This window comes from Mesorhizobium montanum (assembly GCF_033977145.1).
Lineage (GTDB): Bacteria > Pseudomonadota > Alphaproteobacteria > Rhizobiales > Rhizobiaceae > Mesorhizobium > Mesorhizobium montanum.
The window spans coordinates 395060-416196 of sequence record NZ_JAVIJF010000001.1 but is presented as its reverse complement, the minus strand read 5'-3'; the positions used below and the strand labels follow the sequence as shown (position 1 = coordinate 416196).

The window sequence follows — 21137 nt, the reverse complement described above, 5'->3', positions numbered from 1 at the left end:
TGCCAATTGAATTAGCATTGCATCATAATCCTTGGTGAAAGCACCAACGATTATGGTTTCGAACTTGCCCGGCAAAGTGGCGAGCGAGGCGGAGGGAGGAGCCAAATGCAAAAACTGCAGTCGCAAGGCGTTCATCACATCACGCTGGTCGGCGCCGGGCGCCAGACCTCGATCGATTTCTGGGAGGGCGTGCTCGGCATGCCTTTCATCTTCGAGCAGCCCAATCTCGACAAGGCGAGCGAAAGCCATCTCTATTTCGATCCGGGCGACGGACGGCTGATCACCGTGTTCACCGACGAGAGCCGCACCCCGGTCAAGCGGCGCACGCCGACCGATATCGGCTGCGTCCATCACATTGCGTTCTCGGTGTCGCGGGTCACCTTCCTGCAGGCGGTCGCGCGACTTGACGAGCGCGGCATCAAACACAGCGGCGTCAAGGATCGCGGCTTCATGGATTCGATCTATTTCGAGGATCCGCTGGGACTGCTGATCGAGCTTGCCTCCTACCGCTTCGAGCCGCCGGCCGGCTTCACCCATGCCGACGTGCTGATGGAGGCGCACAAGATCCGCGTGGCGCGCGCCGACTACAATATCGCCGAACTGCATCTGGCCGACGCCATCCAGGCGCTGGTCGAGCGGTCGCGCGCGACCCTGTCGGAAAACAGGGCGCCGAAAAATCCATACTAACCAGGTCAGAGGGAGGACCGAGATGGCAAAGGCTGCAAGCAAGAGTGCGAAGAAATCCGCGGCCAAAACCGCGCCAAAGGCCGCGGCGAAAACGGCCGCGAAGGTGACGGCGAAAGCCGCGACCAAAGCGACGGCAAAAGCCGCGCCCAAAACGACTGCGAAAGCCGCTAAAGCGAAGCCGGCTAGGAAACCAGGCATAAAGCTCAGCATGCTGCGGCCGAGCGTCAACAACATGACGGTGCGGGTGTTCGCGCGCGCGGCCGGGCTCGATCCCGCGGAGACCGATGCCTGGGGCCATACGCGCTCCCCGGAGTTCCTGGCGCGCAATCCGGCGCATCTGACGCCGATGATCGAGGACAAGGGCCTGCCGCGCGGCGTGCTGTGGGAGAGCTGCGCCATCATGCAATATCTCGCCAACAAGCATGGGTTGGAGAAGTTCTATCCGAAGGCGCCGGCCAAGCGGGCGATGGTAGACAGCGCCATGTTCTACCTCGTTGGCACGCTTTATCCTTATGTCGCCAGAGCCACCTATCCGGCGCTCGGCTTTCCGCAATATGCCGGCGAGGTCGGCCACAGCGATGCCCATCCCGACAGGAAATCGGAAGCACAGAAGGCGGCGATGGCCGCGATCGCCGAGCCGCTCGAAGTGTTTCACTCTTTCTTCCGCGACGGCAAACCGTTCATCGGCGGCAAGAATCCATCGATCGCCGATATCCGGCTGGCGGCGACGCTCGAATTCCTGGCCGTTGTCGACTATGCGCTGCCCCAATGGGCGAAGGATTATATGGCGGCGCTGGAGAAGAAGCTCGGCAAAGCCTATGCGGAACCGGCCGGCGACGTGCGCGGCTACATCGCGCATATGAAATCGCAGGCGAGGGTCTAGCCGCCCCTCGCGTTAAGGTTTCGTTTACCCAAGGCCTGTCTACTGGCCTCAGTCCTCGCCGCGACCACGGATGTACTGGCGCCATGACGAGGCAAGGGAAAGGTCGGCTCCGTGCCGGCCTTTTGCTTTTTCGGGTGCGGCCGCGCCCGCGTCGGGACAACATAATTTTGATGATTTGCCGGTGCCGGCCCGATTGAAATCCTATTGTCATCCTCCACGTTGATCGTACCATGTCGCCAAGCGATGGGCGAATGGGCCGAACGTGCGACGGGCGGAGGCAGTAAGGACGCGCGATGAGAACCACGGCAGGATTTTCAGCCATCATTGGGACGCTGCTGGCAATGCCTTTTGCTGCGAACGCCGCGCCGCTCAACACCATGGAGGAGGTTGGCGCAGCCCTGCAGGCCTGCTGGACCCCGCCCGCCAATTCCGGGAATGCCACGGTCACCTTGAGCTTCAGCTTCAAGCGCGACGGCACGCTAATCGGCCCACCCAAACCAACGGCCATCAAGGTCGGCGGCGATGACAAGGCACGTCAGGTCTATGTCGACGCGGCGACGGCCGCCTTGCGCAATTGCCTGCCGCTCAGCTTCTCGCCGACGCTCGCGCAAGGAATGCCGGGAAAGGTTTTTACGCTTCAGTTCAATTCGCCAAAAGACAACGCGAAAGCAATTCAGCAATAGAACCGGGCTGCTGAAATTACCTTTGCGCGGTTCCGAGCCGACCCCACCAGGCTCGGATCGCATTATGCCGCATTGCGCCGGCGCCGGGCGGTTGCGTGCTTTTCCAGTTCCGGCATCTCGAAGACATAGTCGCTCCAGGCCGATTCCGGAATTTGTCCGGCCAGATAACATTCCAGCAACAAATTTTGCTCAGCCGTCAGATGCCTCGCCGCCCGCTCATGATCCAGCCCAAGCGAATGGATCAGGTTCCTGGTCAGGCCAGAGACGGTGAAATGAATGGACATCTCCGGTCTCCTCTGCGCTGCACGGATCACATCAGCGCCAACAACGTCCGTTACCGGCCAAAGGTTTCATCAGCAATCCGTGATAGCGCCGCCCGCTCGGTCATGGCCAGCCTGAAAATGGTTTTTCGGCTAGTGTCTCAATCTTGAAATGAAAGCGTAATATTCGCTTCGTAAGATTGAGCGTAACACCCAAATCCTATAAAGCAATTTTTGGCTAATCTTCCGACTAATGAGTATTTACTTAATTAGCCGGCGTTGATTAAGTCGATCTCGTGTTTCGAGCAGGGGTGGCACCCGATGACGAGTTTGCGGCTTCTTAAGACACCATTCCTGGCGACCATGGCGATCTTGGCACTGACGCAGGTTTCTTATGCCGATTCTTGCTCGGCGCTGAGAAGTCAGATGCTGTCCGGCGGCCGCGGCGCGGCGAGCCCCCGGCTTGCGCAACTGCGGCGCCAGCTTGCCGCGATCCAGGGGATAGAGAGGCAGCGCCGATGCACCGCCAGCAGCGCTGCCGGCGGCTTCTTCAATGCCTGCGCGGATCTTGCCCGCAACCGGGCCTAAGTGCAGCGCCAGATCGCCGGCATCGGCAATTCCGGCCGCGAGTCCTCCGGGTTGCAGGCGAGATACGTCGCTCTCGGCTGTCAGGGGGCAGCCAAGCGGCCGCAGCCGCAGCAGGTGTCCAACATGGGAGCTTCCGGTCCGGTGTCCAGCGGCAACGCGATGCTGTTTTGCGTTCGCCTTTCAGACGGCTATTTCTTCCCTGCGCCGAATTCGCAATTCGCGTAGGCCAGAGATCTCGAGGATACGGCCGATCAGTGCCGCTACATCTGCGACGATTCGGGCGTCGATCTCTATTCGCTCAGCGACCCGAGCCTCGAGACCGATCAGATGGTCGCGGTCGAGACACGCAAGCCCTATACCGAGCTCCCAACCGCCTTCCGCTATCGCGACGCCGCCGAGTTCAAGGCCTGCGATCTCAAGCGCTACTCCCAGCGCGTGGCCGAGCTCAGGGCGCGCACGGTGACGCCAGGCAACATGGAAAACGCCATCATTCCGTTGCCGACACAAGGCCGGACATGGGCACAGTCTCGGACATTCCATCGAGCGACGGCGGCACGGGGGCGGCGGCGGCCGGCGCGACAGCGCCGTCGGCCGCGGTTGTGCCGGTAAGCGCCAAACCGGTGCGCGTGGTCGGGCCTACCTTTTTCCCCGCGAATTAATCCGGCCGTTCTCAGCCTTGAGGCATCCGTCTCGAAGCAAGGCGCACTGCCGGCACCGACCGTCGGATCGAAGCAAAGTTACTCGCAGACGACGCGATAGCGCTTGCCGTCTTCGCCGACATTCCTGCAGGCGAGGGGCTTCTGCTCGCCGGAAGACGGATCAGGCAGGTCCCGGCTCAGGGACGGCGTCCTCGAAGCGGGCCTGGAATGGCGCCGGACAACGGGGCCCGCTGGCGGGCTCGGCGGCAAAGGAAACACGTCCGACGCGATCTGCCTCGACGCGGTCGTTCCCGGCGGCGTCCTGTCCCAGACACGCCTGACGTCCATCCGGCTTGGAACGATCACCGTGCCGTCGTCGCTGCGCACGCAGCCGCCCGCTGCAAGCAGCACCGGGCACAGGATGAAAGCCGCGAATCGACCGAACATTAGCAACACCTCAGGCACCTTATAATGCGTCGTTGCCTTGATCGCCAACAGGCGGATTACCGCAGCCGGCGCCACGACCGGATTTGCGTCAACGGCATCGGGCGGCAGCGGGTTGCAATCATTATGGTTAGCGGATCGTTAATGCTTGTCGGGCACATTCCGCCGACGAACCGGCGCGGTTCGGCCTTGGGGGTAGCAATGGCGGATACGGACGGGACTGTCGGGGCGGACAGCGCGCGGGATTTCAACAAGGCGGATATGCGCGGCAACGGGGCCTCCCTCGGTGGGGGTCACGACATGGCCGGGACCGCGGAGGCGCTCGCCAATCTCGGCCTGATGGTCGATTCGATGCCGATCGGCGTCATCGTTCTCGATGCCGAATTGCGGGCGGAGGTGGTCAACCGGGCATTTTACGACTTCTGGCAGATCGATCCGCGGCGCGCACCGGCGGGCAGCTGCTTTCGCGACCTCATGGAAGCCAGCCGCGACGCCGATCCGTTCGGCGGCGAGGAGCAGGCCTGGCAACGTCACATCGCCGAACGCGAAGCCGAAATCCGGGCCGGCGCGGCAGGCTCCAGGCAGTTGCCACGCAAGGACGGCCGCACGCTGATCGCCTCGCTGGCGCCGCTTCCCGGCGGCAAACGGCTGATCTCCTATGTCGACATCACCGACATGAAACGGCGCGAGACCGAGGCCGAGGAGGCGCGCAGGAACCTCGCCACCGTGCTGGAGTCGCTGCCGGCCGCCGTCATCATCTACGACCGCGACGATCGCTTCGTCTTCGCCAACCGCAAGCTGCAGGATACGCTGCCGGCGCTGAAGCCGGCCTGGCAGCCGGGCCGCAGCTTTCGCGAGGCATTGGCGCTCGGCCATTCCGTCGGCTATTTCCGCTCGAGCGGCGACACCGGGATCGATAGCCTTTATGGCGTCGACGCCGAGCGCTGGCTTGACGCCATGCTCAGGCGGTACCGTTTGCCGAACTCATCCTACGAGCGCCTCAATCCAGATGGGCGCTGGTACCAGGTCTATGACATGCGCACCGACGATGGCACGTTCATCGGCGTGCGCGTCGATATCACCGACATCAAGCTGCGCGAGAAAGAGCTGCGCGACTCCATGCGCCAGATCGACCTTTACCGGCATGTCATGGACGAATTGCCCGTCGCCGCCTTCATCAAGGCCGACGATCTCGGCATCGAATTCGTCAACAAGGCGTGGTGCGCGCTGACCGGCCTTCCCAAGGAGGAGGTGATCGGCAAGACGGACCGACTGCTTTTCGCTACGGACGAGGCCGACGGCTTCAGCAGCGACGACGCCGAAGTCATAGCGACCGGCGCTGGGCGCGAGGTCGAGGAGGCCGTCACTCATCGCGACGGCACGGTGCGGCAATTGATGACGCGCAAGAGCCGGCTTGTGGCGACCGACGGCTCGGTGCACCTGGTCGGCTCCAGCACCGACATCACCGACGTCAAGTCGCGCGAGCAGGCGCTCAAGAAAAGCATGAGCGAAAACGAGGTGTTCCGCAGCCTGATCGACAACGTACCGGTGTCGATCTACGCCAAGCGCTCGGACCTGCGGCAGTTCTACGTCAACAAGGGCTGGTGCGATCTTACCGGTTTCAGCAAGGAAGAAGCCGTCGGCAAGACCGATGTCGAGATTTTCGGCGCGGACGGCGAGGCCTTCGTCGCCAGCGACCTTGCCGTGCTGCGCACCGGCGAGACGCAGGAGATCGAAGAGACGGTGACGATGCCGGACGGCAGCGTGAGGCACCAGTTCGCGCGCAAGGGCGCGATGATCGCCTCGGACGGCTCGCTCTATCTCATCGGCTCCACCACCGACATCACCGAGCTCAAGCAGCGCGAGGCCGAGCTCAGCGAGGCGCGCCGGCGCGCCGTGCTCGCCGACCGGGCCAAGTCGGAATTCCTCGCCAATATGAGCCACGAGATCCGCACGCCGATGAACGGGGTTCTTGGAATGGCGGAACTGCTGGCAAAATCGGACCTCGATCCGAAGCAGAAGACGTTCACGGACATCATCGTCAAATCCGGCAACGCGCTGCTCACCATCATCAACGACATCCTCGATTTCTCCAAGATCGATGCCGGCCAGCTGGTGCTCGACCCGGCGCCGTTCAATCTTGCCGAAGCGATCGAGGATGTGGCGACGCTGGTGTCGACGCGCGCCAAGGAGAAGGACCTGGAGCTCATTGTCCGCGTGCAGCCGGGGCTCGACGGCCAGTTCGTCGGCGACGTCGGCCGCGTCAGGCAGATCGTCACCAACCTGCTTGGCAATGCGGTGAAATTCACCGACGAAGGCCATGTGCTGGTCGACGTCACCGGCGAGCGGGTTCCGGCCGGAACAAGGCTCACCATATCGGTCACCGACACCGGCATCGGCATTCCGGAAGACAAGCTGAAGCTGGTGTTCGAAAAGTTCAGCCAGGTCGACACCTCCTCGACCAGGCGCCACGAAGGCACCGGGCTCGGCCTTGCCATCACCTCGCGGCTGGTCGAGATGATGGGCGGCGAGATCGGCGTCGACAGCGCCGAAGGCAAGGGTTCGACCTTCTGGGTCACTGTCACGCTGCCCAAGGCCGAGCAGGGCGGGCAGCGCATCATGCCGGTCGACGTCACCGGCGCGCGTGTACTGATCGTCGACGACAATGCCGTCAACCGCTCGATCCTGAGCGAGCAGATGGCCTCGTGGACGTTCGATGCCTGCGCGGCTGAAAGCGGCGCCGAAGGGTTGAAGGTGCTGATTGCCGCCGCCGCCTATGGCGTGCCGGTCGATTGCGTGGTGCTCGACTACCAGATGCCCGGCATGACCGGCGCCGAGATGGCGCGCATCGTGCGCGGCACGGCGAGCCTGGCGCATACGCCGATCATCATGCTGACCTCGGTCGATCAGTCGCTTGCCAACACGGCCTATCGCGACCTCGGCATCGATGCGCAGCTGATCAAGCCGGCGCGCTCCTCCATCCTGCTTGAAACGCTTGTCGCGACCATCCAGCGCCATCGTCACTCCAGCGGCGCGGCGCACCCAGCCGTCGGCCCATCGCAAGCCGCGCCGGCGCCGACGGCGGCATCGGACCGCGCCATGCTGCAGCCGCCACCGGCGCGCGCGCGTCCACGCCCCGCCGATGCGGAGCGCGGGCTCGACATCATGGTCGCCGAGGACAATGAGGTGAACCAGCTGGTGTTCACCCAGATCCTTGGCGAGACCGGCTATCGCTTCGAGATCGTCGGCAACGGCCGCAAGGCGCTCGATGCCTTCGGCAGGCTCAATCCGCGCATGATCCTGATGGATGTATCGATGCCGGAAATGAACGGACTGGAGGCCACGGACGCCATTCGCCGGCTCGAGCAGGACATGGGCACGCATGTGCCGATCGTCGGCGTCACCGCGCATGCGCTGAAGGGCGACCGCGAACGCTGCCTGGAGGCCGGCATGGACGATTACCTGCCGAAGCCGATCAGTCCGCGGGCGCTGCTCGAAAAGCTCGAGCGCTGGCTCGGCTCTGACATCGAGACCCGGCGCAACGCCGGCTAGAGCTTTCAGCGTTGCACCGAAAACGCCGAGCTGCTTTATCTCTTTAGTTTTGACGCAATTCCGGACGGAAAGGCTACGACGAAGCCGCCGAGCCCAACCGTTTCACACTTTTCCTGGAATGGCTCTGACCACGCCAAAATCGCTGGCGGGCGTGAGACGCTTACGCATACGTATGGTGCGATCGCACCATATCCAAGCAAACGCCAAGCCCGGACAATAATGGCATTGATTCCGCTCTTCGGTTACGGGCGGGAGCAGCGACCGCCAAACAAGAAACAGCGTCGACTCTACCCCAACGGACCTGTTTTCGGCGATGGCCAGGCCATGATCCGCTCTGGCATTCAGGCAACGCGCTCTCGTCCGGATTTTATTTCCCGGCGACCATGATTCGGTCGCCGGGATAAATTTTGTTTCAAAAGTCAGACAAGTTGCTGATTCCCGCGGCAAACTCCGGATGGCCCCGAGAGGCCGCCGCAGGCCTCTCCCGACGTCGCCGTTCAGCCGTTACCGGGCTGACATGAAACTGTCATGCGACTGTAATAATCGAGAGCTATGCCCCTCGTCGGGCGCCGACAGACACGGGTGCCAAGAGACCATCTTCCGAACAGGAGCAGGCCATATGAGACACTTCATCCGCTCGGCGGCCGTTGCGATTGCAATGGCTGCGGCATCCACCGTTACGCTCACCGCGGCCATGGCCGCCGATCTTTCCGGCGCCGGCTCGACCTTCATCTATCCGGTGTTCGCCAAGTGGGCCGACACCTACAAGAAGGACACCGGCATCGGCCTCAACTATCAGTCGATCGGTTCCGGCGGCGGCATCAAGCAGGTCATCGCCAAGACCGTGACCTTCGGCGCCACCGACAAGCCGATGTCCGACGCCGACCTCGAAAAGAACGGCCTCGTGCAGTTCCCGATGGTGATGGGCGGCATCGTGCCGATCGTCAATCTTCAGGGCGTGAAGCCGGGCGAGCTCGTCCTCGACGGCAAGACCCTGGCCCAGATCTATCTCGGCGCCATCACCACCTGGGATGATGCCGCGATCAAGGCGCTCAACCCGAACCTCACCCTGCCTTCGACCGCCATCGCCGTCGTCCACCGCTCGGACGGCTCGGGCACGACCTTCAACTTCACCGACTATCTCGTGAAGCTCTCGCCCGACTGGAAGGACAAGGTCGGTTCGGACACCGCCGTCGAATGGCCGACGGGCGTCGGCGCCAAGGGCAGCGAAGGCGTTGCCAACACCGTCAAGCAGACCGACGGCGGCATCGGCTACGTCGAGTACGCCTATGCCAAGCAGAACAAGCTCTCCTACTCGAAGATGTTGAACGCAGCCGGCAAAGTTGTCGAGCCGTCGCTCGAATCCTTCGGCGCCGCCGCTTCGAACGCCGACTTCAAGGGCGCCAAGAACTTCAACGTCATCATCACCAACGAGCCCGGCGACGCCACCTGGCCGATCGCTGCTTCGACCTGGGTGCTCATCCACAAGACCCCGGATGACGCCGCCGCCACCGGCGAGGCGCTCAAGTTCTTCGCCTGGGCCTATAAGGACGGCAAGGAAACCGCCAAGACGCTCGACTACGTCTCGATCCCGGACAGCGTCGTCGACCTGATCAAGGCTTCGTGGAAGTCCGGCATCCAGGCCGGCGGCAAGCCCGTCTACGCCGGCGAGTAACAAAATGAAGGAGCGCCGCATCGCGGCGCTCCTTTTCGTCCTCGAGCCAAAGAGCAGAACCTGACATGAGTGCTGTCCAGGAAGCCATGCCGGCCGTTCGTGGTTCGCGCGATGCCACGGTCAGGCGCTTCGCCCTTACCGATGCGATCTTCCGCGCATTGACGAAAGCCGCCGCGATATTGGTCCTGGTCTTGCTCGGCGGCGTTGCTTTCTCGCTGGTTGCCGGCTCCTGGCCGGCCCTGTCGGCCTTGGGCTTCTCCTTCTTAACCAGCGAGAGCTGGAACCCGGTGACCGAAAAATTCGGCGCATTGGCGCCGATCTACGGCACCGTCATCACGTCGGCCATCGCCATCCTGATCGCCGTGCCGATCGGCATCGGCATCGCCATCTTCCTCACCGAACTTTGCCCGCGGCCGCTTCGGCGCCCGATCGGCATGGCGGTTGAACTGCTGGCCGGAATTCCCTCGATCATCTACGGCATCTGGGGGCTGTTCGTTTTCGCGCCATTCCTGCAGACGACCGTGCAGCCCTTCATCATCTGGCTGTTCCATGGCGTTCCCGGCCTCAACAACCTGTTTGCCGGCCCGCCCTATGGCATCGGCCTGCTGACCTCGGCGATGATCCTGGCCATCATGATCCTGCCTTTCATCACCTCGATCAGCAAGGACGTGTTCGACACGGTGCCATCGGTGCTCAAGGAATCGGCTTACGGCATCGGCTGCACGACCTGGGAAGTGACGCGGCGCGTCGTCATTCCCTATACACGTGTCGGCATCATGGGCGGCGTCATGCTCGCTCTCGGACGCGCGCTCGGCGAGACCATGGCCGTCACCTTCGTCATCGGCAACGCCCACCGCATCAGCAGCTCGCTGTTTGCCCCTGCCACGACGATCTCGGCGACTATCGCCAACGAATTCACCGAAGCCGTCGGCGACCTCTATACCTCTTCGCTGGTGGCGCTCGGCCTCATCCTGTTCGTCATCACCTTCATCATCCTTGCCATCGCGCGCTACATGCTGATGCGCATCGACGCCCGCACGGGAGCCTGACCGATGTCGACATCCCTTGCACTCCATAACAGCCGCAAGAGAAAGAACGGCGTGATGATGACGCTGTGCGTCGTCGCTGCCGGCATCGGCCTTGCCTGGCTGGCGCTGATCCTCGGGGCGCTGATCTACAAAGGGCTGTCCGGCGTCTCGCTGGCGGTGTTCACGCAGATGACGCCGCCGCCCGGTGACGCCGGCGGCCTTCTCAACGCCATCTACGGCAGCATCGTGATGACCATCATCGGCATCGTCGTCGGCACGCCGATCGGCGTGCTGGCCGGCACCTACATGGCTGAGTATGGTCGCTTCTCGAAGCTGACGACGGTGGTGCGCTTCATCAACGACATCCTGTTGTCGGCGCCCTCGATCATCATCGGCCTGTTCGTCTATGAGCTGATGGTGCGGCCGATGGGCCATTTCTCCGCGATCGCCGGCGCCGTCGCGCTGGCCATCCTGGTCATCCCGGTCGTGGTGCGCACCACCGAGGACATGCTCAACCTGGTGCCCAACGCCTTGCGCGAAGCCGGCACCGCCATCGGCGCGCCGCGCTGGGTGGTGATCCGTTCGGTCGCCTACCGCGCGGCAATGTCGGGCATCGTCACCGGTATCCTGCTTGCGATCGCCCGCATCTCCGGCGAGACCGCGCCGCTGCTCTTCACCGCGCTCAACAACCAGTTCTGGTCGAGCAATCTCAATGCCCCGATGGCCAGCCTGCCGGTGACCATCTTCCAGTTTGCCCTCAGCCCTTACGAGGAATGGCAGCAGCTGGCCTGGACGGGCGCACTCATAATCACCCTGACGGTTCTCGGGCTGAGCATCTTCGCCCGCAGCCTAACCGGACGCAGAGAGGACAGATGAAACCGATGTTGTCCACGGATCTGAACGTAGCCGACACGACCGTCGAGAAGGCCAAGATCGAGATCAAGAACCTCAATTTCTACTATGGCCAGTCGAAAGCGCTGAAGGACATCAACCTGTCCCTGCCCGAGCGCAGCGTGACCGCCTTCATCGGGCCGTCGGGCTGCGGGAAGTCGACGCTGCTGCGCGTGCTCAACCGCATCTACGAGCTCTATCCGAAGCAGAGCGCGGAAGGGCAGGTGCTGCTCGACGGCAAGAACATCCTCGACCGCTCGCAGGACCTCAACCTGCTGCGCACCAAGATCGGCATGGTGTTCCAGAAGCCGACGCCGTTCCCGATGTCAATCTACGAAAACATCGCCTTCGGCGTCAGGCTCTATGAAAAGATCGGCAAGGCCGAGATGGACAGCCGCGTCGAGCAGGCGCTGAAGCGCGCCGCGCTCTGGAACGAGGTCAAGGACAAGCTCAACGCCAGCGGCCTCAGCCTCTCCGGCGGCCAGCAGCAGCGCCTATGCATCGCCCGCACGGTGGCGGTGAAGCCCGAGGTGATACTGCTCGACGAGCCGGCCTCCGCGCTCGATCCGCTGTCGACCGCCAAGATCGAGGAGCTGATCGACGAATTGCAGGCCGACTACACCATCGTGATCGTCACCCACAACATGCAGCAGGCGGCGCGCGTATCGCGGCAGACGGCGTTCATGTATCTCGGCGAGCTGGTCGAGTTCGACCGGACCGAGAAGATATTCACCTCGCCCCGCGAGAAGCGCACGCAGGACTACATCACTGGCCGCTTCGGCTGAGTTCATACGAGGACATCATTATGGCCGAACATACCGTCGCTTCCTTCGACGAGGATCTGAGGCAGATCAGCCGGCTCATCAACGACATGGGCGACCTTGCCGGTTCCATGGTCGGCGCTTCGACCCGGGCGCTGCTCGAGTCCGACAATGCGCTGGCGCAGCGCGTCGTCTCCGAAGACGCCATCATGGATGCGCGGCAGCGCGAGCTCGACGACCGCGCCATCACGCTGATCGCCAAGCGGCAGCCGATGGCGGACGACCTGCGCCACGTGGTCGGCTCGATCCGCATGGCCGGCGACCTCGAGCGCATCGGCGACCTGGCCAAGAACATCGCCAAGCGCGTCGGCGCCGTCGGCATCAGCGCCGCGCCGCGCGATCTCACGCATTCGATCGATTCCATGGCGCAGTTGGTGCTGATCCAGGTCCAGGCGGTGATACAGGAATATACGGTGGGCGATGCTACGGCGCTGGCCAAGCTTCGCAACGACGACGAGCGCATCGACGTCAAATACACGTCCGTCTTCCGCGAGCTCCTGACCTACATGATGGAAGATCCGCGCAACATCACCGCTTGCACGCATCTTCTGTTCTGCGCCAAGAATCTCGAGCGCATCGGCGACCATGTGACCAACATCGCCGAGAACGCCTATTATGTGTTGACCGGCACGCAATTGCCCGCGAACCGCCCGAAGCAGGACGAGACGGCAATGTCGGCGCCGGCGGCGTGACGGAAAAGGTTATCTGCCAATGATCGCGCCACGCATCATGGTGGTGGAGGATGAGGAGCCGCTGGGGGTGCTGCTCCGCTACAACCTCGAATCCGAAGGTTACCAGGTCGAAGTGGTGACCCGCGGCGACGAGGCCGAAATCCGCCTGCAGGAAAACGTTCCCGACCTGCTCGTACTCGACTGGATGGTGCCGGCGGTTTCCGGCATCGAGCTTTGCCGGCGTCTCAGGATGCGGCCCGAGACCGAGCGGCTGCCGATCATCATGCTGACGGCGCGCGGCGAGGAGAGCGACCGCGTGCGCGGCCTCTCGACCGGCGCCGACGACTATCTGGTCAAGCCGTTCTCGACGCCGGAGTTCATGGCGCGTGTCAAGGCGTTGCTGCGCCGCGCCAAGCCGGAGGTGCTGTCCAGCGTGCTCAAGGTCGGCGACATCGTGCTCGACCGCGAATCGCATCGCGTCTACCGCAAAAAGAGCGAGATCAGGCTCGGCCCGACCGAGTTCCGGCTGCTCGAATTCATGATGCGCCATCCCGGCCGCGTGTTCTCGCGCAGCCAGCTGCTCGACAATGTCTGGGGCGAGACGATCTATATCGACGAGCGGACCGTGGACGTGCATGTCGGCCGCCTGCGCAAGGCCGTCAACAACGGCCGCATGCCGGACGTCATCCGCACCATCCGCGGGGCAGGCTACGCAATCAGGGAAGATTAGGCCGCAATTCCGGACGGAAGGGCTTACGGGCGAAAACGCCGAGCCTACCGTGTCACACTTTTCCTGGAATTGCTCTGGTGAGATGCGCTCGCTGACATTGGTCGCTCGGTCACCGTCTTCGTATTACGCTCAGCCGAGTTCTTGGGCGATTCCGATGAGAAGCCCTTCAGGCCCTCGGATGTAGCAGAGCCGATACGCGTCTTTATACTGGACTACTTCGCCTACGAGATGCGCGCCGCGCTTGCGGAGCCCTTCAAGCGTCTCGTCGATGTCGTCCACGGTGAACATCACGCGGAGGTAGCCCAGAGCATTCACCGGGGCGTTGCGGTGATCCGCGACGGCAGGCGGTGTGAGGAAGCGGGAGAGCTCGAGCCGGCCGTGGCCGTCCGGCGTGCGCATCATGGCAATCTCGACGCGCTGATCGCCCAGCCCAGTGACACGTCCGGCCCATTCTCCTTCGATCATAGCCCGACCTTCGAGCTCGAGGCCGAGCTCGCGAAAGAAATCAATCGTCGTCGCGAGATCCTCGACGACGATTCCTATGTTGTCCATCCGTTTGAGCGCCATGTGTCCGATCTACAAGATGTGGTCGGGTCTGACAACGGACGGGTTCGATACTTCCGGCGCGGCAGGCAGCGAGGCGACGCGCGGACCTGGGATGACCCGCGGGAGGCAGCAGCCAATCCCGAACGTTGGCGATGAGCCACGCGTGTCAACGCCGCCTCAGGCCACGTTCTTCCCCGCCGCGCCGGTCCTAGATTGGACACCGGGAGCGAAAATCTCCTGGTCGACGAAGGTCAGCGCGCGCATGGCGCAGCCTTCGCGGATCAGCGGCAATTCGTTCGGCTCGGTGTCGAAGGAGATCGATTTCGAGTGCTGGCCGCCGGCGGTCTGGGCGATCGCCTCCCGCAGCGCCGGCTCGATCAGGTCGAAGGCGGCGGCGCTGACGCCGACCATCGCGACAGGCGCCGGATCGATCAGCGCAAACAGGCTGCCGAGGCTGAAACCAAGCGCCTCGCCCGCCCGGCGATAGGCCTCGCGCTCCGGGCCGTCCTTCTCGCGCGCCTTCGCGGCAAGGGCCCGCATATCGGCGTCGCCGACGTCGACCGGCTCGGCGTCCTCGCCCATCTTCATGGCACTGCGCCAGATCGCATAATTGCCGGCATAGGCCTCGACGCAGCCGCGGCGGCCGCAACGGCAAAGCGCGCCGCCCGGGCGGTGGATCATGTGGCCGAACTCGCCGCCGGAGGAATGGGTGCCGGTGAACAGCGTGCCCTTCAGCACAAGGCCCATGCCAATGCCATGTGAGAGCAGGATAGCGATGAAGTCGTCGCGATAGCGCTCGGGGTCGCGCCACTGCAGCGCCACCGCCATCATGTTGCAGTCGTTCTCCATGGTGGCTGGGATGCCGAATTCCGTCTCGAGGATGTCGGCAAAAGGAATGTCGGTCAACGGCGTGATCGGCGACCACAGCATGGCGCGTGCATGGGTGTCGGTGATGCCCTGAATACCCATGGCGATACGCGCGACACTGCCCAGGTCGAGGTCGGGATCCTGCAGCCGGCGCCGGACGATTGCCATGCATTCGCCGATCAGCTGGTCGCGCGGCATGACAAGCGTGTCCAGGCGCTGCTGTTCCTCGGCAATCACCTGGCCGGCATAGTCGATCACGGCGACCGACAGGAAATTCAGCGACAACACCACGGTCAGCACCGCGGCGGCTTCAGGGTTCAGCGCAAGGCCGATCTGCGGCCGGCCGCGTTTCAACGCCGTCGGCTCGTTGGCCTTGCTTTCGGTAAGAATGCCCTCCTGGATCAGGTCGGCGGAAATCGCCGAGATGGTCGAGTGGCTGAGCCCTGTGGTGGCGGCAATCTCCGTCCGCGAGGGCTGGCCGGCGCGGCGCACGGCCGAAATCACCATGGCGCGATTGCGCCGGCGCAAATCGTCATGGCGGATTCCGACCGACATCGTCTCGCACGTCCTCCCGGGTCATCGCGGCCTTGTGATGATGCCATGGCCTGTCGCCGACACGCTAGGGATAGTGGCAGAAGCCAAAGCCCATGTCATTATTTATTGCGGACGTCGAAAAAAATGGCCGGACCCATCAAAAGCCATCAGAATCTCAGTTGACAGTGTCGTTTTGCTGGATCACTATTTTTTTGAGGCTCGAAAAAAAGCCTCTGTGCCGGCCTTCGGGCCAGTCTGGGTCGCGCCGCACAGGGCGCAGGGAGGATATCATGAAAAAATTCGCAGCCGCCATTCTGGCGGGCGTTGCCATGTCGTTGACACTGGCGTCGGTAGCCGAGGCGAAGGACAAGGTAATCGGCGTCTCGTGGTCGAATTTCCAGGAAGAGCGCTGGAAGACCGACGAAGCGGCGATGAAGAAGGCAATCGAGGCCGCCGGCGACAAGTATATTTCGGCCGACGCGCAGTCCAATCCGGGCAAGCAACTGACCGACGTCGAAAGCCTGATCTCGCAAGGCGCCAACGCGCTGATCATCCTGGCGCAGGATGCCTCGGCGATCGGCCCGGCGGTGCAGAAGGCGCTCGATGAAGGCATCCCGGTCGTCGGCTACGACCGCCTGATCGAGAACAAGGACGTGTTCTACCTGACCTTCGACAACAAGGAAGTCGGCCGCATGCAGGCCCGTGAGGTGTTCAAGGCCAAGCCGGAAGGCAATTACGTCTTCATCAAGGGCTCGGGCTCCGATCCGAATGCGGATTTCCTGTTCGCGGGCTCGATGGAGGTGCTGAAGGACGCGATCGACAGCGGCAAGATCAAGAATGTCGGCGAGGCCTATACGGACGGCTGGCTGCCAGCCAATGCGCAGAAAAACATGGAGCAGTTCCTGACCGCCAATGACAACAAGGTCGACGCGGTGGTGGCGGCCAATGACGGCACCGCCGGCGGCGTCGTCGCGGCGCTGACGGCTCAAGGCCTGGCCGGCACCGTTCCGGTCTCGGGCCAGGACGGCGACCATGCGGCGCTCAACCGCATCGCGCTCGGCACGCAGACCGTGTCGGTGTGGAAGGACGCGCGCGAGCTCGGCAAGAACGCCGCCGAGATCGCCTCGCAGCTCGCCGATGGCAAGAAGATGGCCGACATCGCCGGCGCCAAGGACTTCACGACGCCCGGCGGCAACACCGTCAAGTCGCTGTTCCTGACACCGGTCGCGATCACCAAGGACAATCTCAACGTCGTCATCGACGCCGGCTGGATCAAGAAGGACGAAGTCTGCGCCGGCGTTGCCGCCGGCAGCGTCAAGGTTTGCAACTAAGCCTTACCGACGTTCGATCACGTTACTTGCGCCGCGGGCTGGAGCGGTTCATTGAACCGCTCCAGTTCTTTGTTGCCGCAATCCCGGACGGAAAACCGCTACGCACTTTTCCTGGAATTGCTTTAAAGCCGCGGCGTTTTCTCAAAAAGATTTGTGTTTCCGCCTCTGGCGGATAGCTTCTAGGTTGGTCCCGGTGTCCGCGTCAGACGGACAAGCCGGCGGGAGAAAATCATGACCGACACGACGTCTACCTCACAGGCAGACACCGCGCGCGCGTCGGAACTCGGCGCCGTCGCCCGGTTCCTGAAGGCAACCGAGCTCGACACCCGCATGCTCGGCATGATCGGCGCGCTGCTCCTGATCTGGATCGGGCTGCATGTGATCTCCAGCCTGCGTCTTGGCGTCAATCCGCTCGACTTCGACAGCCGCACGTTCCTCACGCCCCGAAATCTCTGGAACCTGTCGGTGCAGACTTCGGCCGTGGCGATCATGGCCTCCGGCATGGTGCTGGTCATCGTCATGCGCAACATCGACCTGTCGGTCGGATCGGCCGAAGGTGTGATCGGCATGGTCATGGGTTTTGCCCAGGTGCATTTCCTGGTGCGCTTCGTCGGGCTTGAACTGGGCAATCCCTGGATCTGGATCCTGGCCTTGCTGATCGGCCTGGCGCTCGGCCTGCTCATTGGCGCCTTCCAGGGCTTCATCATCGCCTATCTCGAAGTGCCGGCCTTCATCGTGACGCTGGGCGGACTGCTGGTATGGCGGGGTGCTGCCTGGTGGGTCACCAGCGGCCAGACGGTGGCGCCGCTCGACGCCACGTTCCAGCTGATGGGTGGCGGCCCGGCGGGCTCGATCGGCGCCAGATGGAGTTGGGCCGTCGGCATCGTCGCCTGCCTGGCTGTCGTATTCATGCATTTCAACGGCCGCGTGCAGCGCAAGCGCTTCCGCTTCCCGCTGCGTCCGGTCTGGGCCGAGACGCTGCTGGCCACGGTCACCTGCGCGATCATCCTGGGCGCGGTGTGGCTCGCCAACTCCTATCCGTGGCCGGTCGGCATCGTGAACCGCTACGCCGCCGCCAACAACATCACCGTTCCCGAAGGCGGGCTGTTCATCGCGCATGGCATAGCCATTCCGGTGCTGATGGCGGTCGCCGTCGGCCTGATCATGACCTTCGTCACCAAGCGCACGCGCTTCGGCCGCTATGTCTTTGCCATCGGCGGCAATCCGGAAGCAGCCAACCTTGCCGGCATCAACACGCGCTGGATCACCATGAAGGTATTCATGATCATGGGCGTACTGGCGACGATCGCGGCGGCAATCTCGTCGGCCAGGCAGAATTCATCGACCAATGCGCTCGGCACCCTGGACGAGCTCCTGGTCATCGCCGCGGCGGTCATCGGCGGCACGTCGCTCGCCGGCGGTTCCGGCACCGTGCTCGGCGCCATGCTGGGCGCGTTGCTGATGCAGTCGCTGCAGTCCGGCATGGTGCTGCTCGGCGTCGACTCGCCGCTGCAAAGCATCGTCGTCGGCGCCGTGCTGGTCATCGCCGTCTGGCTCGACACCGTCTACCGCAAGCGCGTCTGAGGGGGAGAACATCATGACAGAGAAAACCGCTTCCGCAGGCGTTCCGCTGGTCGATATGCGCAACGTCTCGATCGCCTTCGGCGGCATCCGCGCTGTCGACGACGCGTCCGTCGACCTTTTCCCCGGCGAGGTGATGGCGCTGCTCGGCCACAACGGCGCCGGCAAGTCGACGCTGATCAAGATCCTGTCCGGCGCCTACAAGCGCGACGGCGGACAGATATTCGTCAATGGCGAGGAGGCTTCGATCTCCAACCCGCGCGACGCCAAGAAATACGGCGTCGAGACGATCTACCAGACGCTGGCACTGGCCGACAATGTCGATGCCGCGGCCAATCTCTTCCTCGGCCGCGAGCTTATGACGGGCTGGGGCACGCTCGACGACGCCGCCATGGAAGCCCAGGCGCGCAAGGTGATGGGTCGGCTCAATCCGCGCTTCCAGCGCTTCAAGGAGCCGGTCATCAAGCTGTCGGGCGGACAACGGCAGTCGGTGGCGATCGCGCGTGCGATCCTGTTCGACGCCCGCATCCTGATCATGGACGAGCCGACGGCCGCACTCGGCCCGCAGGAGACGGCCCAGGTCGGCGAACTGGTCAGACAGCTCAAGGCCGACGGCATCGGCATCTTCCTGATCAGTCACGACATCCACGACGTGTTCGAACTCGCCGACCGGGTCTGCGTGATGAAGAACGGCCAGGTGGTCGGCACCGCGCGCACGACCGATGTCACCCAGGACGAGGTGCTCGGCATGATTATCCTCGGCAAATGCCCACCTGGCGCCATCCCCGGGCCAGGCGCGCTGAAGATCGCGGCATGACACGATGAATCAGAGCAATTCCAGGAAAAGTGTGAAACGGTTAGGCTCGGCGCCTTCGCCGTAGCCCTTCCGTCCGGAATTGCGTCAAAACAAAGAGACAGAGCGGTTCGCCGTTTCCATGAAACGGTGAACCGCTCTGGCCGGCTGTCGGCGGCCGGCTCCTATACCAGCCGCCTTGATGGTTTGGCCTCGCCATTGTCTTGTCATCCAGACTTGCCCATAAAGGTCCGACCGTTCCTGGACCTCCGGCTGTTGAAGAAACTCTTTCCCATCGTCGCCTTCATAGCCGTCGCGCTGATCAGCCTGACGATGGCGGGCTTCGCCTATTTCGCGACGCAAGAGGCGGCGCGGATAAAATTCGAAGGCATCGCCGACGACGCGCTCAGCCGCATCGAAAGCCGCATCGACCTGCATCTGTCGCTGCTGCGCTCGACGCAGGCGCTGTTCGATGCGCGCAACGGCGACATCACGCGCGGCGAATTCAACGCTTTCTTCACCGCGCTGAACATCGGCGACAACTTTGCCGGCCTGCGCGGCATAGGCTTCCTCAGGCTCGCCAAAACCGGCGACGAGGCCGCGGTCGAACGCGACATCCTGCACGAGCATGGATCGGCCCACCCGGTATATCCCGCCACGACCCAGCCGTGGCGGACGCCCATCGTGCTGTTCGAGCCGCTCGACACGTCCAACCAGTCGATCATCGGCTTCGACATGTTCAGCGAGCCGGTACGGCGCGCCGCAATCGAAAAGGCGATGGCCGACGACCAGCAACATGCGAGCGGCGTGGTGCAGCTTGGCCAAGGCGCCGGCGTGGCGCAAACCTTCACGGGTTTCCTGGTGTTCGTGCGGCTGAACGTCGAAACCGCCCCCGACGTCATCAATGCAAGCCGCTCCTCGACGGCCGGCTTTCTTTATGCCGCATTCCGCGCCGGCGACCTGTTCCAGGTCGCGCTCAGCCATTCGCCGTTGCTGCCGGTCAATGTCGAGGTCTATGACGGCAAGCCGGAGGCCGGCAATCTGCTTTTCCGTTCGGAAGCACCACCGGCGGAACGTATCGGCGCGAGGCTTTTGGCGCGTCGCGATATCGTCGTCGCGGGCCGGCCCTGGACCGTGCTGTTCAGGCCGACAAGCGCCTTCGAGCCACCGTCCTCGCGCGCCATTCCGGTGATGCTTGGAATGTTCGGATTGCTGCTTGCCGGCGCTATCGCCCTGGTGGCGCGCTATCAGGAGCGTGCCTATGACGCGAAATCGGCGCTGCACGAGGCGACCGAAAAGAGCCTGCTGGAAAAGGACCTGATCCTGCAGGAAATGAAGCATCGCATCAAGAATTCGATCACCCGCGTGCTGGCGATCGCGCGGCAGACGGCCTCGCAAGCCACCGACGTCAAGGAGTTTTCCGCATCGTTCTCGGCACGCCTCCAGGCCATGGCGGCATCCCAGGATATGCTCACGCGCTCGCGCTGGCAGAAGGCCGCTCTCGGCGATCTTCTACGTATCGAACTCGGGCAGGTGTTCGGCAAGGACCTCCCCGAAGGCGTGTTGTCCGGGCCGGAAGTGCTGCTCGACGAGACGACGACGCAGGCACTCGGGCTGACCTTCCACGAACTCGCCACCAACGCGCTGAAATATGGCGAAGTCGGCAGCTCGACCAATTCCCTGAAGGGAAGCTGGGTTCTCAAGGTCGACTGGAGCGTCGAAGGGCGCGGCCGCGAGCGGACGCTGGTTCTGAACTGGCGCGAAGCGGGTCAGAAGAAACTGGAAGCGCCGGCCAAAACGGGGTTCGGCACCAAGCTGATCGATCTCAACGTCACGCGCGAATTGCGCGGCACGATCGCGCGCGATTACCGCGACGATGGACTAAAGGTGGAAATCAGGATCCCGCAGGCCATGTGAGCCCAAAAACCCTTGGT

The 21137-nt window shown here is 63.3% G+C and carries 20 protein-coding genes; 16 read left to right on the top strand and 4 right to left on the bottom strand.

All coding sequences use genetic code 11. The features are described 5' to 3' along the window. Positions 1-105: 105 nt before the first annotated feature. The 3 genes from RFM68_RS01975 to tolA all read left to right on the top strand — a co-directional run bounded on the left by RFM68_RS01975 (position 106) and on the right by tolA (position 2253). Positions 106-687: a VOC family protein gene (locus RFM68_RS01975; RefSeq protein WP_320230963.1), complete on the top strand. Its 582-nt coding sequence runs from the start codon at positions 106-108 to the stop codon at positions 685-687. Between the two features lie 22 nt (positions 688-709). Beyond that, a complete protein-coding gene (locus tag RFM68_RS01970) occupies positions 710-1570 on the top strand; it encodes a glutathione S-transferase family protein (RefSeq protein ID WP_320230962.1) in 861 nt (286 codons plus the stop codon). Between the two features lie 293 nt (positions 1571-1863). Further along, positions 1864-2253 carry a cell envelope integrity protein TolA gene (gene tolA, locus RFM68_RS01965; RefSeq protein WP_320230961.1) on the top strand — a complete coding sequence of 130 codons (390 nt, stop codon included), beginning with the start codon at positions 1864-1866 and terminating at the stop codon, positions 2251-2253. A 62-nt stretch (positions 2254-2315) separates the two neighbouring features. Here the strand turns inward: tolA and RFM68_RS01960 are convergent, their stop codons facing one another. Next, positions 2316-2537, bottom strand: a complete 222-nt coding sequence (locus tag RFM68_RS01960) for a hypothetical protein (RefSeq protein WP_320230960.1) — start codon at positions 2535-2537, stop codon at positions 2316-2318. Between the two features lie 255 nt (positions 2538-2792). Here RFM68_RS01960 and RFM68_RS01955 point away from each other — a divergent pair, with 255 nt between their 5' ends. Next, positions 2793-3101 carry a hypothetical protein gene (locus tag RFM68_RS01955; protein WP_320230959.1) on the top strand — a complete coding sequence of 103 codons (309 nt, stop codon included), beginning with the start codon at positions 2793-2795 and terminating at the stop codon, positions 3099-3101. Between the two features lie 264 nt (positions 3102-3365). After that, positions 3366-3710, top strand: coding sequence for a DUF2865 domain-containing protein (locus RFM68_RS01950; protein WP_320231051.1), 345 nt, complete (start codon positions 3366-3368; stop codon positions 3708-3710). Between the two features lie 128 nt (positions 3711-3838). Here the strand turns inward: RFM68_RS01950 and RFM68_RS01945 are convergent, their stop codons facing one another. Continuing rightward, on the bottom strand, positions 3839-4186 hold the full coding sequence (locus RFM68_RS01945; RefSeq protein ID WP_320230958.1) for a hypothetical protein: 348 nt from the start codon (positions 4184-4186) through the stop codon (positions 3839-3841). 198 nt (positions 4187-4384) lie between these two features. Here RFM68_RS01945 and RFM68_RS01940 point away from each other — a divergent pair, with 198 nt between their 5' ends. The 7 genes from RFM68_RS01940 (at position 4385) to phoB (ending at position 13551) form a co-directional block, all read left to right on the top strand. Then, positions 4385-7735, top strand: coding sequence for a response regulator (locus RFM68_RS01940; protein ID WP_320230957.1), 3351 nt, complete (start codon positions 4385-4387; stop codon positions 7733-7735). A gap of 619 nt (positions 7736-8354) precedes the next feature. Further along, complete coding sequence (pstS, locus tag RFM68_RS01935) at positions 8355-9410, top strand: phosphate ABC transporter substrate-binding protein PstS (RefSeq protein ID WP_320230956.1); 1056 nt, start codon at positions 8355-8357, stop codon at positions 9408-9410. A gap of 65 nt (positions 9411-9475) precedes the next feature. Further along, entirely contained in the window at positions 9476-10459 is a 984-nt protein-coding gene (pstC, locus tag RFM68_RS01930; protein ID WP_320230955.1) for a phosphate ABC transporter permease subunit PstC, read from the top strand. A gap of 3 nt (positions 10460-10462) precedes the next feature. Next, entirely contained in the window at positions 10463-11314 is an 852-nt protein-coding gene (gene pstA / locus RFM68_RS01925) for a phosphate ABC transporter permease PstA (RefSeq protein WP_320230954.1), read from the top strand. Beyond that, positions 11311-12114 (top strand): phosphate ABC transporter ATP-binding protein PstB, encoded by an 804-nt coding sequence (gene pstB / locus RFM68_RS01920; RefSeq protein ID WP_320230953.1) that lies wholly within the window; start codon positions 11311-11313, stop codon positions 12112-12114. The genes pstA and pstB overlap by 4 nt, the downstream gene beginning before the upstream one ends. A gap of 20 nt (positions 12115-12134) precedes the next feature. Beyond that, a complete protein-coding gene (gene phoU, locus RFM68_RS01915; RefSeq protein ID WP_320230952.1) occupies positions 12135-12842 on the top strand; it encodes a phosphate signaling complex protein PhoU in 708 nt (235 codons plus the stop codon). A 19-nt stretch (positions 12843-12861) separates the two neighbouring features. Further along, on the top strand, positions 12862-13551 hold the full coding sequence (phoB, locus tag RFM68_RS01910; protein WP_010911896.1) for a phosphate regulon transcriptional regulator PhoB: 690 nt from the start codon (positions 12862-12864) through the stop codon (positions 13549-13551). Between the two features lie 129 nt (positions 13552-13680). Here the strand turns inward: phoB and RFM68_RS01905 are convergent, their stop codons facing one another. Then, positions 13681-14118, bottom strand: a complete 438-nt coding sequence (locus tag RFM68_RS01905; RefSeq protein WP_320230951.1) for a VOC family protein — start codon at positions 14116-14118, stop codon at positions 13681-13683. A 156-nt stretch (positions 14119-14274) separates the two neighbouring features. Continuing rightward, positions 14275-15519 carry an ROK family protein gene (locus RFM68_RS01900; RefSeq protein WP_320230950.1) on the bottom strand — a complete coding sequence of 415 codons (1245 nt, stop codon included), beginning with the start codon at positions 15517-15519 and terminating at the stop codon, positions 14275-14277. A gap of 269 nt (positions 15520-15788) precedes the next feature. Between RFM68_RS01900 and xylF the strand changes: the two genes are divergently transcribed. The 4 genes from xylF (at position 15789) to RFM68_RS01880 (ending at position 21120) form a co-directional block, all read left to right on the top strand. Then, positions 15789-16829, top strand: a complete 1041-nt coding sequence (xylF, locus tag RFM68_RS01895) for a D-xylose ABC transporter substrate-binding protein (protein ID WP_320230949.1) — start codon at positions 15789-15791, stop codon at positions 16827-16829. Between the two features lie 231 nt (positions 16830-17060). Beyond that, positions 17061-18413: a sugar ABC transporter permease gene (locus RFM68_RS01890; RefSeq protein WP_320230948.1), complete on the top strand. Its 1353-nt coding sequence runs from the start codon at positions 17061-17063 to the stop codon at positions 18411-18413. A 13-nt stretch (positions 18414-18426) separates the two neighbouring features. After that, complete coding sequence (locus RFM68_RS01885; RefSeq protein WP_320230947.1) at positions 18427-19227, top strand: ATP-binding cassette domain-containing protein; 801 nt, start codon at positions 18427-18429, stop codon at positions 19225-19227. A 252-nt stretch (positions 19228-19479) separates the two neighbouring features. Next, entirely contained in the window at positions 19480-21120 is a 1641-nt protein-coding gene (locus tag RFM68_RS01880; protein ID WP_320230946.1) for a CHASE domain-containing protein, read from the top strand. Positions 21121-21137: the final 17 nt, after the last annotated feature.

Coding starts and splice junctions, on each gene's coding strand:
- RFM68_RS01975 (WP_320230963.1), top strand. CDS start 106: ATGCAAAAACTGCAGTCGCAAGGCGTTCATCACATCACGCTGGTCGGC.
- RFM68_RS01970 (WP_320230962.1), top strand. CDS start 710: ATGGCAAAGGCTGCAAGCAAGAGTGCGAAGAAATCCGCGGCCAAAACC.
- tolA (WP_320230961.1), top strand. CDS start 1,864: ATGAGAACCACGGCAGGATTTTCAGCCATCATTGGGACGCTGCTGGCA.
- RFM68_RS01960 (WP_320230960.1), bottom strand. CDS start 2,537: ATGTCCATTCATTTCACCGTCTCTGGCCTGACCAGGAACCTGATCCAT.
- RFM68_RS01945 (WP_320230958.1), bottom strand. CDS start 4,186: ATGTTCGGTCGATTCGCGGCTTTCATCCTGTGCCCGGTGCTGCTTGCA.
- RFM68_RS01940 (WP_320230957.1), top strand. CDS start 4,385: ATGGCGGATACGGACGGGACTGTCGGGGCGGACAGCGCGCGGGATTTC.
- pstS (WP_320230956.1), top strand. CDS start 8,355: ATGAGACACTTCATCCGCTCGGCGGCCGTTGCGATTGCAATGGCTGCG.
- pstC (WP_320230955.1), top strand. CDS start 9,476: ATGAGTGCTGTCCAGGAAGCCATGCCGGCCGTTCGTGGTTCGCGCGAT.
- pstA (WP_320230954.1), top strand. CDS start 10,463: ATGTCGACATCCCTTGCACTCCATAACAGCCGCAAGAGAAAGAACGGC.
- pstB (WP_320230953.1), top strand. CDS start 11,311: ATGAAACCGATGTTGTCCACGGATCTGAACGTAGCCGACACGACCGTC.
- phoU (WP_320230952.1), top strand. CDS start 12,135: ATGGCCGAACATACCGTCGCTTCCTTCGACGAGGATCTGAGGCAGATC.
- phoB (WP_010911896.1), top strand. CDS start 12,862: ATGATCGCGCCACGCATCATGGTGGTGGAGGATGAGGAGCCGCTGGGG.
- RFM68_RS01905 (WP_320230951.1), bottom strand. CDS start 14,118: ATGGCGCTCAAACGGATGGACAACATAGGAATCGTCGTCGAGGATCTC.
- RFM68_RS01900 (WP_320230950.1), bottom strand. CDS start 15,519: ATGTCGGTCGGAATCCGCCATGACGATTTGCGCCGGCGCAATCGCGCC.
- xylF (WP_320230949.1), top strand. CDS start 15,789: ATGAAAAAATTCGCAGCCGCCATTCTGGCGGGCGTTGCCATGTCGTTG.
- RFM68_RS01890 (WP_320230948.1), top strand. CDS start 17,061: ATGACCGACACGACGTCTACCTCACAGGCAGACACCGCGCGCGCGTCG.
- RFM68_RS01885 (WP_320230947.1), top strand. CDS start 18,427: ATGACAGAGAAAACCGCTTCCGCAGGCGTTCCGCTGGTCGATATGCGC.